The organism is Paenibacillus sp. PDC88, assembly GCF_900106725.1.
GTDB lineage: Bacteria > Bacillota > Bacilli > Paenibacillales > Paenibacillaceae > Paenibacillus > Paenibacillus shunpengii.
The window spans coordinates 506,577-522,375 of sequence record NZ_FNNT01000002.1; the positions used below are offsets into that span (position 1 = coordinate 506,577).

Sequence of the window (15,799 nt, forward strand, 5' to 3'; positions counted from 1 at the left end):
GGATATGAGTTGTTTTTTTGCAGGTACTGCGAGTTGGAGGATGGGAAGAGGAATTTATCACCAGTATAGTCCACATCAATTGTTCTTAAGAATGAATGGCTTAATGCATTGTCTGATCAAGAGATTTGCACTATGATACATAGCAGAGAAGTCCACCGAGAAACAATGAATTATTCAATTATCCATGCATATAGGAGAGTTTACATCATGTTATTAAGAGAGATTGAAGAGAGAGATAATAAGCAAGTGGAGGATTTGATTAGAACCTGTCTAATTGAATTTGGAGCGAATAAGCCGGGAACGGCGTGGACAGATCCGAATCTGGGGGATTTCTATCATCTATACAACCACGAAGGCTCTAAATATTGGGTCGTCGAGAAAGATTCCAAGATTATAGCGGGCTGCGGCATTGGACCCATCAGTGGTTTTCCACATATATGCGAGCTGCAGAAAATGTATGCTTTCAAAGAAGCACGCGGTACGGGAGCAGCAAGCCAGCTGCTGGAGGCGGCGTTGGATTATGCCAGATTGTACTACAATGAGTGTTATCTTGAAACGTTTAACAACATGGTAGCTGCTAATAAATTCTATCAGAAGAACGGTTTTGTGGCCTTAACGAAGCCACTGATGGATACAGAACATTTCGCATGCGATGCGTGGTATATCAGATCACTGTAGCTGGGTTAGGTAAGGGATTCTACTCCGATCAGTCTAACAATAAGGTTAAACCGATGCCTGATGGATATGATCGAGCGGCTGTTATATACGGCCGTTTTTTTGTTTATATAAAATCCCGGTCTAAATCGTGCTAGAAACGTGACTTATTAATCAAGGTTTATAGCGTCTGAATACACTAGAATGATGTACATCTAAAGCTATTAAGCTAAAAGATAGAATGGAGTGCATCGCATGCAGTACATAAACCCCGTTATTTCCGGATTTCATCCGGATCCCAGCATTTGCAGAGTGGGCGAAGATTACTATTTAGTTACCAGCTCATTTCAATACTTCCCAGGTGTACCGATATTTCATAGCAACGATCTTGTGAATTGGGAGCAGATTGGACATGTACTCACCACAGAAGAGCAGCTTCCCTTAACGAATGTACCGAGCTCATGTGGTATCTTTGCTCCTACAATCCGATATCATCAGGGTTGGTTCTATATGGTAACGACAAACGTCGGGGGCATCGGTAATTTCTATGTGAAGACACAGGACCCCGCAGGAACATGGTCAGCCCCGATTCGTGTAGCACAGGATGGGATTGATCCTTCCCTTTTGTTTGATGAGGATGGCAGCGTCTATTTTCAGTCAACCCGTTCCGGAGATCAAGGGGATGGAGTCTATCAATGTGAGATTGACATAGAAACCGGACAAATGCTGACAGACAGTCGTCTGATCTGGACGGGAACAGGAGGCGCCTATCCAGAAGCCCCTCATTTGTACCGAATAGGCGATTACTACTATTTAATGCTGGCCGAGGGTGGGACCGAGTACGGTCATATGGAGACCATAGCGAGAAGCAAAGAGCCTTACGGACCATTCGAAGCTTGTCCCCATAATCCCATTCTGTCTCATCGTAGTCTGAAGAGCAGCATTCACGCTACAGGCCATGCTGATATCATTGAAGCTCATGACGGCAGCTGGTGGGCTGTGTTTTTGGGCATCAGGCCGGCTTCTTACCCAATGCGCCACCATTTGGGAAGAGAGGTATTTCTCGCACCTGTGACTTGGACTCCAGATCAATGGCCAATCATTGGGGAGGATGGACGAGTTGAGCCTGTAATGCAAGCACCGGAATTCATGGGGCATCCGTTACCAAACAAACCCATTAGAGATGACTTTGACCAAGCTGAGCTTGGAGTGGGTTGGGCATTTCTGCGTAATCCGAGAACGGATCGGTGGTCATTGACGGAACGGGCAGGTTATCTAACGCTCCGAGGAGATTCGGTTACACTCGACGATGTCGGATCTCCAGCATACGTTGGGCGCAGGCTTAGTCATTTCAACAGCAGAGTAACGACTTCTATTGAGTTTGAGCCTGTGCTAGATGGAGAAGAGTCGGGACTTACTGTTTATATGAATGAGAAATACCATTATGAACTGGCGATCACTTCTGTGAATGGATGCAAGAAGATTATATTCAGAAGAACCGTAGGTTCCTTGAAAGTCGAAGAGTATTATGACTGCCCTTCAGGACCTGCTCAGCTTGAGATTCAAGCCGATCGAGAATACTTCACCTTCTCCGTTCGTGATGCGGCTGGTTTAGTGTTGGTTACAGCAGGAACGGCAGAGACGGCCTTTCTATCTACAGAAGTTGCTGGCGGTTTTACGGGGGTTATGATTGCGATGTACGCGACAAGTCCTGCTGGTCATTCTACACCTTCCTATTTCGATTGGTATGAGTATGAACCTAAGGATGAATAGTAGAACGAAGAAAACTCGATTTACTGAACATCCGATATTATTGAATATAGTTTTAAAATGAAAAAAGAGAGAGATTGACATCAAGAATGACGTCGATCTATCTCTTTTTTTGCATTACTCATCATTAGATATTGCGCTTATCCATCAGGATGAATCACTTTGCCTGAATGCTTTGGGGGATAATCCATATGCTTTTTTTTAAAACTGTCTAGTCGCAGATTTTATAATCCTGCGGATCCTTGTATCCATGGACCGTTTCACCGTTAATGACAAATACATGCCCTTCCTTGATAAAAGATACTTCATTTATTGACGATATGGGTTGCATTTAATTGAACCTTATTCACAATACCGCCACCGAGCTGTACATGATCATGTCTATATCATCCTATATTGCTGACTGAAAAATCAAGGTTTGTGTTCTGTTAATTCCATATACTGTGATTAAGAATTTGTTGTAAACGCATTCATCCAAAAGATTAGAAGTTCATAAGAAATAGGGGGTTATAATATGAAGAAAAAGAGATTCGTAGCTTTGTTACTCACAAGCACCTTACTCCTGGCTGCTGGATGCGGCAGCTCCACAGGGAGTGATGCACCCGAGAGTACAGATGAAGATAGGCCGATTACATTCACATTCTTCGGAGCAGATGCCAGTCCCAATTGGAACAGAATGCAGGATGCCGTAGGCAAGAAGATCACTGAAATGACGGGTGTAACCATTAATGCGGAGTTCGATATTTCCAGCGGAGGCGGAAATGACCGGATTTCACTCATGGCTGCGAGCGGCGAATATCCCGATTTAATCTTTCCTAAAGGGAACTTATCCAGACTTGTCGAAGCGGGGGCCATGCTCGATCTTACAGACTTAATTGAAGAACATGCGCCAAACATAAAGAAAGCTTATGGTGAGCATTTCAATCGATTAAAGTACAGCAATGAGGATCCATCAATTTATTGGCTTCCAACCAATGGTGCCATTGACCAGACGTATTTTGATGCGACTAATGGAGTTGCGATTCAGCACCGTGTTGTCAAAGAGCTGGGGTATCCCGAGATCAAGACGATAGAGGATTACGAGAATGTGATGAGAGAGTATTATGAGCTGCATCCAACTACAGAAGATGGTCAGCCGACCATCCCGCTCACACTTAGCGCAGATGGATGGCGTCGGATGATTACCGTGACAGACCCGGCGGTTATGGCTACCGGTGGTCCTGGTGATGGAGAGTACTTTATTAATCCTGAGACTTATGAAGCGCAGCTTCATTACAAGCGCCCTGAAGAGAAGGAATATTTCCGTTGGTTAAACAAGCTGTGGAATGATGGTCTAGTTGATAAGGAAAGCTTTGTTCAGAAGGATGATCAATACAAGGCCAAGATCGCTAGCGGTCGTGTACTATCTCTCTTCGATCCGAACTGGGGATTTAGCGATGCAGAGAATGCGCTTAAAAGCGCGGGTCTAGACGAAAACACTTATGGATTTTATCCAGTTACCTTGGATGAGTCCTTCAAGCGTGCAGACTTTCAGCCTATGGGCTTTGATGGATATGGCATTGGTATAACGGTGGATGCGGAAGATCCTGTTCGTGCTATCAAGTTCTTGGATTGGTTGTCCTCTGAAGAAGGGCAAATTTTAAGAAACTGGGGTATCGAAGGCGAGCATTATGTTGTAGAGGATGGGGTTCGGAAGATTCCGGCAGATATTCAAGATCGGAAAAACAACGATAACAGTAACTTTACCAAAGAAACAGGGATTGGCCTCTACAATATATTTGGAGCGCATTATGGTGACGGGGTGAAGGATTCGTCAGGTAACTATTTCACGACCAATTTCCCGGAGCAGATTCAAGAGGGTTATTCAGCAGTTGAGAAGGAAGTGCTTGCAGGCTACGGAATTCGTACCTGGAAGGAACTGTTCCCATCCGAGGATGAATTCCCGGTAAAAGAGTGGGGGGCTGCATATAATATGCCGATCCCAACGAACAGTGGAAATTACAATGTCATCTACCAAAAAACGCAAGATATTATTCAGAAGCGCATTCCCGAAGCCATTATCTCAGCACCAGATCAATTTGATGCCATCTATGATAATATGCTTGCTGAGCTGGATAAAGAAGGCGCGGTTGAAATGGAGCAGCAATATACAGAATGGATTAAAGATCGAGTAAGATTATGGACAGGTAAGGATATAGATTAAGATGAATACATGGGTAAGAGGTTGTTGAATCGCCTGAATATCAAAGATTGGATTAGAAAGTCGCCTTCCTTCATGGCGGCTTTTTTCTATATGGTCAAGCTTGAGCTACTATGCCCTATATGGATGAAACGCATAGTGATAAAGAAATGTCTTAACAAATAGACAATCAATGCTTATAATGTTCAGAGCTTTGTCTTTTTTCGGAATCTCATGCTTGTGCATGCATCTTCAGAGGGACAAGCCAGTGGCTTGTTATTTACGACCGAAACAAACGTAAGCTAAATTTCATAAGAAATTAGGTGTATTCTGCGCATGCTGCATAATCCAACAGGTAAAGAGCGATTAGCATTAGCATTTTTGTTAAGCTTGCTCGGCATATTAGGGCCGTTCAATATCGATATGTATCTTCCCAGCTTCCCCGAGATTGGCGAGGATTTGGGTGCAAGAGCTTCTTTGGTTCAGTTAAGCTTAACCTCATGCTTGATTGGTCTGGCTGTAGGTCAAATCATTGTGGGTCCCATCAGTGACGCACGTGGTCGAAAAATTCCGCTTCTCATTTCACTCAGTTTATTTGCTTTGTCATCGCTATTTTGTGCACTCGCGCCCAATATTTCTCTGCTGATTGCGGCAAGATTCCTTCAAGGCTTCACCGCTGCTGCTGGACTTGTGATTTCACGTGCAGTCGTACGAGATGTGTTTGACGGCAGAGAGCTCACGAAGTTTTTTGCGTTGCTGTCGGTCATTAATGCTGTAGCTCCAATGGTTGCACCGATGTCAGGGGGAGCTATACTGCTCTTTCCATCAGCGAATTGGCAATCCATCTTCTATTTCCTATGTTTATTTGGGCTATTGATCGTGCTGATTATAGGGATGCGTCTCAAAGAAACATTGCCTCCAGAAAAAAGGATGCCAAGCTCGCTTGGACATTCTGTGAAGACGATGGGAGAATTGTTCAAGGACAGAGTATTCATTGGATACGCTTTGACTGTCGGATTTGTTCATGGCGGGAGCTTTGCATATGTCTCAGGTACGCCTTTCGTTTACCAGGAGATCTACGGGGTGTCACCACAAGTATTCAGTGTATTATTTGGCATTAACGGGATAGCAATCATCTTCGGAAGCTTTCTGATTGGCCGTTTTGGCGGCATTGTTCCTGAACGCACACTGCTCAGAATTGGGGTATGGGTTGCTGTCAGTGCTACACTGCTGCTCTTAGTGACAACCGCATTTCGCGGACCTTTATTCCTCGTCGTAATATGTATCTTCGTTTATATGATTACCATTGGAATAGTCGCTACAAGCACATTTACGCTGGCAATGGAGCATCAAGGACATCGGGCAGGGAGCGCCAGTGCTGTATTAGGATTAGTACCGCTTCTTATCGGTTCTGCCGTTTCTCCTCTCGTCGGAATTGACGAAACAACCGCAGTGCCCATGGGAGCTATTTTATTCGTTACAGCCTGCCTGGGAGCTTTCGTATTTACGAAGCTGACTGGTGAGAACAAGCTAACTGCTATTGGCAAATATGAGTCATGAGGCAGCCGAATAGGCTGTCTCTTTTTTATATCAAATCCCCGTATGAAAAATCATTAAATTCATTTGTATTTCTTCGTTTTGAATTCGGCTGCTTCCGGTTATAAATAGAATAGTTCTTGAAAAAAATGAGGGGGAACTTAATGTCTGACTTAGTTACAAAAAGCAAGCATTGGGAAAGTTTGTTCTACAGAGCTCCGATTCCCTCTGCAATTGTGTTGGAAGAAGATGGCGTATGTATCAAAGTGAATAAGGCAATGGAGAACTGGCTGGATATAAGCGGCGGTCGAGCGAACTCAAAACTGACTTTATTTGATATCATGGCGAACCCGAATCCTACGGAGTTCAATCTTATCCATATTGTACAGCAGCTGAAGACTACTGAAGAAATGTCAACAAGCCGGCGGCTGCAATTCGTGAATCAGCGGGGCGTTGTCAGTACAGCAGACATGTGGATCAGTCTTGTAGAGGAAGAAGAAGGGTGTGTCATCGTACAATTTGTCCCTTCTCCATCGAAGAGTCCAGTAAGGAAGGTAGAGAGGTTAGAGTCTGAGGAGATGGAGCGGGAGCTGCTGGAATATAAATCTTTATTTAAATACAACCCGCTTGGGGTAGCGTCTTTAGATCTTAATGGTAACCTGATTCGAGTTAATGAAGGCCAGTGTGCGTTGACAGGGCATACCCAGGAGGAGCTGTTAACAGGTCATTTTTCACCCTTAATTGATCCGGACAGTTTACAGAAGACTCACTATCACTTCGCTCAAGCAGCCAAAGGAATTCCCCAGGAGTACAATATCAAAATGCTGCATAAATCCGGTCATGCCTTTGAAGCACACGTCATCAATGTGCCTATTATTATGGATGGCCGTGTCGTAGGCGTCTATGGCATTACCGCGGACACAACAGAAAGCACCGTCTATTTGAAGCAGATCGAGAATCTGGGCAAACAGCTCGAGTTAATCCTGAATACGGTTAAGGATGCGATCTTCGGTGTGGACTCGGAAGGACGGATATTGTATTTAAATAAAGCGGGTGCGAAGCTGCTGTCAATGAACGAGGATGTGGTAATCGGATCTCGGCTGGCGGATTATCTAATCCAGTTTAATGAAAACTACTATCCGTACGACAAGAATCAGATGCCGATTCACAGAGCGATTCTATCAAATGAAGGGCACACTTGTGTGCAAGAGGCAGTCTTTGGAAAAGAGGATGGCAGCACTTTTATTGCCGAATATCAAGTGCATTCTATTATAGATCAGGACAAAAAGGGTTCTGTCGTGGTTCTCAGAGATTTGACTTCAATGAACGAAATTATGAAAGCAAAGGATGAGGCGGAACGGGCAGAGAAGGAAAAATCCGAATTTCTATCCATCATGAGCCATGAAATACGAACACCGATGAACGCCATTATGGGTATGGCTTCTCTGCTTGTTGATACGAATCTTAATGAAGAACAGCTCAGCTATGCGGAAATTATACTTAGCAGCAGTGATTCACTTATTCAAACATTGAATAATATTCTGAATCTGAGCAAGCTGGAAACTAGCCGGGTAGAAGTTCAGCAATCCTCATTTAATTTTCATGACGTGTTAGATGAGGTAACGAATCTCTTCAGTGTACAAGCAAGAAATAAAGGAATCACACTAACGAAGGAATGTGATACAAGAATACCGTACAATATGATCGGTGATGAACCAAAAATAAGGCAGATTCTCATCAATTTAATCAGCAATGGAGTGAAATTTACGGAATCAGGCGAGGTACTGATTCGGGCAGAAGCCGTTCATATCCCTGGGCGCAAGCGAGTACTGCTGATGGTTCAGGTTCAAGACACAGGAATCGGCATACCGAGACACAAGGAACGGCTGCTGTTTCAATCCTTCTCTCAATTAGATCCTGATATCAGCCGGAATTACGGAGGTACGGGTCTGGGACTGGCTATAACTAAACGTCTCGTTGAGCTTATGGGAGGCAGTATTAGTGTTCAAAGTACAGAAGGAAAGGGCTCGACATTTCAGTTTCTGCTAGAGCTGGAACATATCTAAAATGAAAAATATAAATAGGAAAAGCAGGCCAAACATCAGGTGTAAACCTCATGATCGGTCTGCTTTTTCGTTGTTCTTAAGAAGTGATTAAGATACGATTCATGGAACTGTTATACCAAGCAAGAATTTATATTGACATAATCTAGTGGAGTATCTATTATTGTAAACAGTGATGATAATGATAACCATTATCAATAATAATTATCATCTAGTATTAATTATAAAATACATAGAGGTTTGAGGGGGAAATGCAGTGCGTAATGCAAAGAGTTTGGTGTTCATCGTTTTAATGTTTGCTCTGGTGCTTGCTGGTTGTGGAGGTGGTTCAGGTACCGCTTCAAATGAGACTTCCGGGTCCGGAGAATCAACAAATCCACCTGCACAGAGTGCAGATAGTAATACAACCGAGCCTCAGACAAGAACCATTAAACATGTGCTCGGAGAAACAGAAATTACAGGTGTACCTCAGCGTATCGTTGCACTGGAGTGGCTGTATGCTGAAGATGTGATGGCGCTTGGGGTTCAGCCCGTTGGGATTGCTGATATTGAAGGAATGAATACATGGGTTGATATTCCGGTTGAAATTGGTGCCGATGTGACGGATGTGGGTACCCGTCAGGAGCCTAATCTGGAAATCATTGCGTCACTGAAGCCTGACCTCATCATCGGGCTCAAATCCAATCTTGGCTCCAATTACGAGGCTTATACCAAGATTGCTCCGACGCTTGTGTTTGACCCTTATCCTGCTGAGGGAGATGGAGATCAGTATGAAGAGATGCTGAGTACTTTCAATACGATCGCAGACGTGCTCGACAAGAAAGACGAAGCGGAAAAAATACTCAGTGAGCTGGATCAAACCTATGCTGACTCCAAAGCAAAATTGGAAGCAGCGGGTATGACAGAGCGTCCATTTGCACTTGCGATGGGCTTCAGCAACCAGAATGCAGTAACATTCCGCATATCGACGGATAATTCACTTGCGGTCAAGATTCTGGAGCACATCGGCTTGAAGAATGCATATAAACCAAGCCAATTTGAAGTTTACGGCTTCACAACGACGGATGTAGAAGCTCTGCCCGCTCTGGAGGATACGAATTTCCTTCATATTATTCAAGAAAGTGATAATGTCATCGATAATCAGCTGAAGGACAATCCGGTCTGGAACGGACTGAATTTTGTTAAAGAGAATCGTGTATATGCACTTGGTGGTGATATGTGGCCATACGGCGGCCCATTATCCGCACAGGTCATGGCACAGAAGACGGCTGATTTGCTTACACAATGAATTTAGGGAAATATCGAGCTCAAGGTTCTGGGCCTGCGAGCATTCATCCAGCCCCCTCCGTCGATTCACGGAGGGGCTGGAAGCCGTTATGGATGTTAATTGCAGGAGCTGTATCACTCTTATTCCTTACATTTCTTAGTTTGACTCAAGGTTTAGCTGATATATCCGTCAAGACCGTCGTGCAGGCTCTGGCAGCTCCTCAGGATCTGGCAGAACATAATATGATCCGCAGTGTTCGGCTGCCCAGAACAGTAATCGGTCTCTTGGCGGGTGCAGCACTTGCGGTATCAGGTGTACTGATGCAAACTGTTACACGAAATCCGCTGGCATCAGAGACGACCCTTGGTGTTAACGCGGGTGCTTATCTGGCTGTCGTTGCAGGAATGATCTTCTGGCCTGGACTTCAGCATATGTATGCCCTGCCCTTGGCTGTCATCGGGGGGACTCTAGCTGCCCTGTCCGTGTTTGCGCTTGCGGGCAAAACAAAGGGTTCTCCGCTTCGGATTGCCTTGTCAGGCATGATCGTAACACTCGTGCTATCCTCGGTGACGAGTGCGCTGCTGCTGCTGAATCAGCAGACGACACAAGGTATTTTTTTATGGGGCTCAGGATCACTGATTCAGAATGACTGGGACGGAGTCAACTTTACATGGCCTTGGATTATAGGCGGGCTCATCGTACTGATCATGGGAGTGCGGCAATGGGATGTGCTGACACTAAACGAGGAGTCTGCTCGTTCCATTGGACAAAAAGTAGGGACGATACGCTTCCTTGCTATGGGGGCTTCCGTACTGTTAGCCTGTGTTACGGTAAGTGTGGTCGGTCCCATCGGATTTATCGGACTCGTTGCACCCCATCTTGTGCGTTTGTCCGGAGTGAATCGGCACGGTGGGTTAATTCCGCTTGCCGCCCTATGGGGGGCAGCACTGCTAGTGGGTGCGGATACCATTTCCCGCACGTTCGTGGATGCATACGGTGAATTGCCAGTTGGCGCGATAACGGCTATGATTGGAGCTCCTTGTCTCATTTGGCTTGCCTTGCGTGTATCCCGATCGATGATTGGCAGCAGTGATAGTTCTGGCAGTTCCATGATGACAGGGACCAGTCTGCGTCGTCTGCCATATCCTTTGCTTGTTGGCATATTCAGTGCATTGTTGGTACTTGTATGGATCGTCAGTCTGATGAATGGGAGCTTGTACATCCCATTTGCGGAAGTAGCCGCACTATTCACCGGAGGCGGTGACGAATTGTATCGCTCAATCCTGCTGGATAACAGGCTGCCTAGGCTCCTGACCGCTGGATTGTCTGGTATGGCGATTGCCGTCAGTGGATGCTTGCTGCAAAATGCCGTTCGTAATCCGCTGGGCGATCCTCAGGTCGTCGGAGTTACTAGTGGTGCAGGAGCTGGAGCATTGCTCATTATGGTTAGCTTTCCGGCATTATCTGCGAATTGGATACCTGTCGGTGCGGTTATTGGTGGAATCGTCGCTGCTGCGATTGTCTATGCGGTATCTTGGAAAAGGGGGCTTCATCCAACGGTTCTTACACTCGTTGGAATCGCTGTGGCTGCCTTTGGATCCGCAATTATTAATTTAATGATTATCCATGCCGAGCTAGATGTCGCACCTGCCTTGTCATGGATGGCAGGCAGCACCTACAATCGAAGCTGGACAGAGGTCTTGCGCATTCTTCCCGCAATCCTGATACTGCTGCCGCTCGCAGCATGGCTGGGACGAAGGGTTGACCTGCTGACCTTCAGTGAAGATACATCCAATGGTCTTGGGCTTCATGTTCGGAATACGCGTATCTATGTTGCGGTCATTGCCGTACTCCTTGCTTCGATTGCAGCGGCTAATGTCGGTTCAGTTGGATTCATCGGTTTGCTTGCACCTCATGCGGCAAGAATGCTGGTTGGTTCTAACCATCGGAAGTCAATGGTGATCGCTGCTTTGATCGGCGGCATCCTCCTGGCCGGTGCGGACTTGATCGGGAGAGTGGTGATCATTCCGAAGGAATTGCCTTCGGGCATTGTCACTGCCCTGCTGGGAACACCTTATTTATTATATTTGATGAGTCAACCAATAAGCTGAAGCGAAAATAAATCACCGAATGGTCAATTTAAGCATCACACTAAAGCTATCCTAAAAGCGTAATAACGCAGGGATAGCTTTTTTTGCAAGTAATCACAGATTTTTAATTTAAACTGACATGCGGTGTAAGTGCAGATGCTCCATGATCGAAGCGAAGACACAAAAACCTCTATCCATCCATAATTATTGTGCATAATTCCGAAATAGTGTTAATTATATTGACCTGATGAAGCACTAAAATTATCATAATAGCAAATTAAGAAATTAATCTTATTCGAAAAGTAACTAATCTACAGGATGGAGTGAAAATATGAGCAAGCGAAAGGAGATGGAAATCTACAAGGCAATCAAATTGGCGATAACTCAACATAAGCTTCTTCCGAATACACAATTAGTTGAGGACTCGCTCGCTGAAGCTTTTCAGGTCAGCCGCACTCCAATTCGAAATGTGCTTCGGCGATTGGCGATGGAGAAGCTGGTTACGGATATTCCGTACCGAGGTGCTTTTGTATCCTGTCCCAGTGCCCAAGAAGCGAGAGAAGTGTTTGAGATGAGGCGGGTTATAGAGTCCTCGATGGTCAAAAAGCTCTGTACCATTGTCAGGCCAGAACAGCTCGGTCCACTGGAGGCTCTAGTACAGGAGGAACATAAGGCCAGCCATGAAGGGGACATTGTAGGAGCGCTTGATGTCACCGTAGATATTCATTTGAAGCTGGCTGAGCTGGCAGATAATTATTACTATTTTCACTTCTTAGAGGAATTAATATCACTAACTTCTGTCATTATCGCAATATACGGAACCAATCAAAGTTTCTGCCAAGATCATCAAGAGCTGATTAAGGCTATTATCCGTAAAGACGAAGAAGAAGCAGTGCAGATTATGACCGATCATTTATGGCAAATAGAGCGTTCGCTAAATTTTACGGAGAAGTCAGTAACCATACTGAATTTCAAAGAAATTTTTCAGTAAATTTTTTTTGCAGCGGATTGTATCCAATTTTGGATTCCAAATCTTCCTGAAATGAATACAAAGGAGTGGGGAGAGTTGAAAAGGACACCTGTTATGCTGGCTTTGATCCTTGCATTATCGAGCGGACTGACTGCATGTGGTGGATCTACAGATAGCGAAACGATGAGCGGCGACGAAGATCAAATTACGATTACATTAATGCACAGGTATCAGAAATCGAATATAGGTAAGAGTCCTGAGGATACAGCCGTGCTCGATGGTCTTGAAAGATTCAGAAAAGATTACCCTGACATTGAAGTGATAGAAGAGCAGCTGCAGAATGAGGATTATTCAATTAAGGCGCAGGCGCTTGCGGCAGCAGATGATATGCCGGACGTATTCATCGTACCTGGATCGTGGATGACCAACTTCGTAAATAATGAGATTGTGCTTCCGCTGGATACAGAGCTGGAGAAACGACCTGAGTGGAGAGATGGATATCGGCCTGGAACGCTGGATGCAGGGACAAGAAATGGTCAGGTGTATGGAATTCCGATCGCCGCAGGTCCAACACATTTAATTTACTATAATGCAGAATTATTTGCGGAAGCCGGATATACCGAATTTCCATCCTCATGGGATGAATTGATGGAGGCTGGTGGAAGACTTGCTGATAAAGGAATCAATCTCTTTTCATACGGTGACAAATCTAAAGGCTATGCTATATCCAGCTGGATCAGTGCGCTGACAGACCGGTTCACTGGCCCTGAATGGACGGAATCGATACTAGCAAAAGGCGGCGCCAAGTTTACGGATAATGGGTTTGTAGAGGCTGTTACTGTGATGAGTGATCTAGCTAGCGCCGGATACCTAAACAAGGATCTCAATTCGATTGATACCGAGACGATGGTCAATTACTATTTCGAAGGACGTTCTGCAGCTTTTGTCAGCGGAATATGGTCGGCAATGAACGTTGTCAACAATGCGCCAAGCCATATTAAGGAGACTACAAGAGTAGCTGTATTCCCAGGAGTAGAAGGGGGACTAGGTCATTCACTAAGTTCATCTGGCGGAGCGGGTGTGTACTACAGCATCAACTCTAAAGTAGAGGCTGGAGAGAAGCTGGATGCAATGATGACGCTGCTTGAGTATATGACAGGAGCGACCAGCGCAAAGCTGATGGCAGAAGTTGGCGGCTTTCCAGCTTACGATCCCGGAACGTTTGACACTTCCAAGCTTCATCCCGTAGCGCTCGCTGCCTATGAAGCTAGTGCGGCAGCGGAAGCGACTAAGATCTTCGACCTGTGGTTTGATGCCTCCATAGTAGAAGTCATAAACACGGAGATCCAAGGAGTTATGGCAGGATCCATTACACCTATGGATTTTGCAGAACGCACTCAGCGTGCATACGAGACCTATTTAAATAAGCCTTAAAAGTCCTATACCTAAGTAAATGAGGATCAAAAATGAGTAGGTGGTGATCTTAACTTATGGGAAAGGCGCTTCGCCCCAAGGGGTGGTTACTTCTGCTATACCTGCTTCCCGGATTGTTAGTTTATTCTTTTGTCGTCCTGTTACCCATCCTTGCAGCCTTTCGCGACAGCTTCTATTCATGGACAGGCGGGCCGAAGAAGACGTTTATTGGAATGGACAATTACAAGGAGCTGCTGCAGGATGAGGTGTTTTGGAATGCGTTTGTGAACAATGTATGGATGACGGTGTATGGATTGATTGGGCAAGTGGGGCTGGGCTTTGTATTTGCTCTCCTGCTCATGTCAAAGCTGGTTAAGATGAAAGGGCTGCACCGTACAATGAGTTATTTTCCTTCTACGCTTGCACCCGTTATTATCGCCTTTTTATGGATGATGATCTACAACTACAACTACGGTCTGTTAAATGGTGGTCTTCGTGGAGCAGGACTTGGAGAATGGGCACAATCTTGGCTGGATTTGACGGGTCCTATTGTGCTGTTAGTATCCATACCGTTGTCCTGGCAGAATATCGGTTTTTTTACTCTACTCATGCTTGCCGGCCTGTCGTCCATTAACAAAGAAGTACTTGAAGTAGCAGAACTCGATGGAGCTACGGGCGTTCGCAAAGCTTGGTATATCATGATTCCACTAGCCAAACCAACACTTCTCGTCGCATCCCTCCTATGTATTGCCAACAATATGCGTGGTTTTGAACATGTATTTGCGCTAACCGGCGGTGGACCGGGCAATGCTTCCTCCGTCATGGCTCTCTATGCGTATGAAACATCCTTTCTTCGATTCCGTTACGGCTATGGATCAGCACTGGCGATCGCCATCATTACGCTGACTATGCTGATTATCCTCTTATGTACACTATTTATGCAGAAACGTCAGAACAAGAGTGGGGGAGCCTTGTAATGGAGCTGGAGCTTAGGAAGCAGCGCCGTATTCTGAAGATCGCCCCAAGGTTCGCCAGCTTGGCGGTTAATGCCATTATGTTTATCTTTACCTTCAGTTGTATTTATCCTCTTGTCTGGATTGTCTATTCATCTCTCAAGACACAACCAGAATTCGCGAACAGTATTTTGAGCCTGCCGAAAAATCTCCATTTTGCAAACTACGTAGAAGCACTTGAGCTGACCAATATGCTGCAGCTGTCATGGAACAGTGCAAGGGTGACCTTCTTATCTGTTCTTGGCATCGTAATTGTCTCATACGTAACGGGTTATATTGCAGCCCGCATTGATTTTAAAGGAAAAAAATTAATGATCTTCTATTATTTGTTTGGTATGCTAGTGCCAATTCATGCTCTATTGGTTCCAATCTATTTGTTATTCAAAGATTGGGGACTGGCTGATCAATGGTACACGCTGATTATTCCGTATATTGCCTTCAATCTCTCCATGCCGATTATGCTGATCTACAGTTATGTGACAGGGATTCCGAGGGAAATAGAGGAGGCTGCGGCTATTGACGGTCTAAGCTTCAGCGGTACGATGTTTAAAATTGTTGTCCCCATAGCAGTACCTGTGCTTACCACCGTTGCTATATTACAATTTTTTGCTTGTTGGAATGAGTTCTCATTTGCACTTGTGTTACTGAATGATGAATCGCTCCGAACGGTACCCTTGGGAATGTCGTATTTTAAATCCCAATACAGCACCAATTATCCTCAGCTTATGGCAGGAATGGTAATGTCCATGCTTCCGGTAGCCGTCGTATATTTCGCGTTCAGCTCTCGTATCATTGCGGGTGTGATGAGCGGAGCAGTGAAAGGGTAGCATGCAAAAAATAAGAT

11 protein-coding genes are annotated in these 15,799 nt (G+C 45.1%); all 11 read left to right on the forward strand.

Annotated elements, in window-relative coordinates:
* Window positions 1–207: 207 nt before the first annotated feature.
* The 11 genes from BLW49_RS08940 to BLW49_RS08990 all read left to right on the forward strand — a co-directional run bounded on the left by BLW49_RS08940 (window position 208) and on the right by BLW49_RS08990 (window position 15,782).
* Window positions 208–678 (forward strand): GNAT family N-acetyltransferase, encoded by a 471-nt coding sequence (locus tag BLW49_RS08940; RefSeq protein ID WP_090724153.1) that lies wholly within the window; start codon window positions 208–210, stop codon window positions 676–678.
* A 231-nt stretch (window positions 679–909) separates the two neighbouring features.
* Entirely contained in the window at window positions 910–2,427 is a 1,518-nt protein-coding gene (locus tag BLW49_RS08945) for a glycoside hydrolase family 43 protein (RefSeq protein WP_090724155.1), read from the forward strand.
* A gap of 511 nt (window positions 2,428–2,938) precedes the next feature.
* Complete coding sequence (locus tag BLW49_RS08950) at window positions 2,939–4,627, forward strand: ABC transporter substrate-binding protein (RefSeq protein ID WP_090724156.1); 1,689 nt, start codon at window positions 2,939–2,941, stop codon at window positions 4,625–4,627.
* Between the two features lie 312 nt (window positions 4,628–4,939).
* Window positions 4,940–6,163 carry a Bcr/CflA family efflux MFS transporter gene (locus BLW49_RS08955; protein ID WP_090724158.1) on the forward strand — a complete coding sequence of 408 codons (1,224 nt, stop codon included), beginning with the start codon at window positions 4,940–4,942 and terminating at the stop codon, window positions 6,161–6,163.
* Between the two features lie 140 nt (window positions 6,164–6,303).
* Window positions 6,304–8,205 (forward strand): PAS domain-containing protein, encoded by a 1,902-nt coding sequence (locus BLW49_RS08960; RefSeq protein WP_177178686.1) that lies wholly within the window; start codon window positions 6,304–6,306, stop codon window positions 8,203–8,205.
* Window positions 8,206–8,458: 253 nt separating this feature from the next.
* A complete protein-coding gene (locus BLW49_RS08965) occupies window positions 8,459–9,490 on the forward strand; it encodes an ABC transporter substrate-binding protein (RefSeq protein ID WP_256209671.1) in 1,032 nt (343 codons plus the stop codon).
* 92 nt (window positions 9,491–9,582) lie between these two features.
* Window positions 9,583–11,580, forward strand: a complete 1,998-nt coding sequence (gene fhuB, locus BLW49_RS08970; RefSeq protein ID WP_256209672.1) for a Fe(3+)-hydroxamate ABC transporter permease FhuB — start codon at window positions 9,583–9,585, stop codon at window positions 11,578–11,580.
* Between the two features lie 310 nt (window positions 11,581–11,890).
* A complete protein-coding gene (locus tag BLW49_RS08975; RefSeq protein WP_076312683.1) occupies window positions 11,891–12,550 on the forward strand; it encodes a GntR family transcriptional regulator in 660 nt (219 codons plus the stop codon).
* A 75-nt stretch (window positions 12,551–12,625) separates the two neighbouring features.
* Entirely contained in the window at window positions 12,626–13,963 is a 1,338-nt protein-coding gene (locus BLW49_RS08980; RefSeq protein ID WP_076312682.1) for an extracellular solute-binding protein, read from the forward strand.
* Window positions 13,964–14,019: 56 nt separating this feature from the next.
* Window positions 14,020–14,919, forward strand: a complete 900-nt coding sequence (locus BLW49_RS08985) for a carbohydrate ABC transporter permease (protein ID WP_090724162.1) — start codon at window positions 14,020–14,022, stop codon at window positions 14,917–14,919.
* Entirely contained in the window at window positions 14,919–15,782 is an 864-nt protein-coding gene (locus tag BLW49_RS08990; RefSeq protein ID WP_090724164.1) for a carbohydrate ABC transporter permease, read from the forward strand. Before BLW49_RS08985 ends, BLW49_RS08990 begins: the two co-directional genes overlap by 1 nt.
* The last annotated feature ends 17 nt before the right edge of the window (window positions 15,783–15,799 follow it).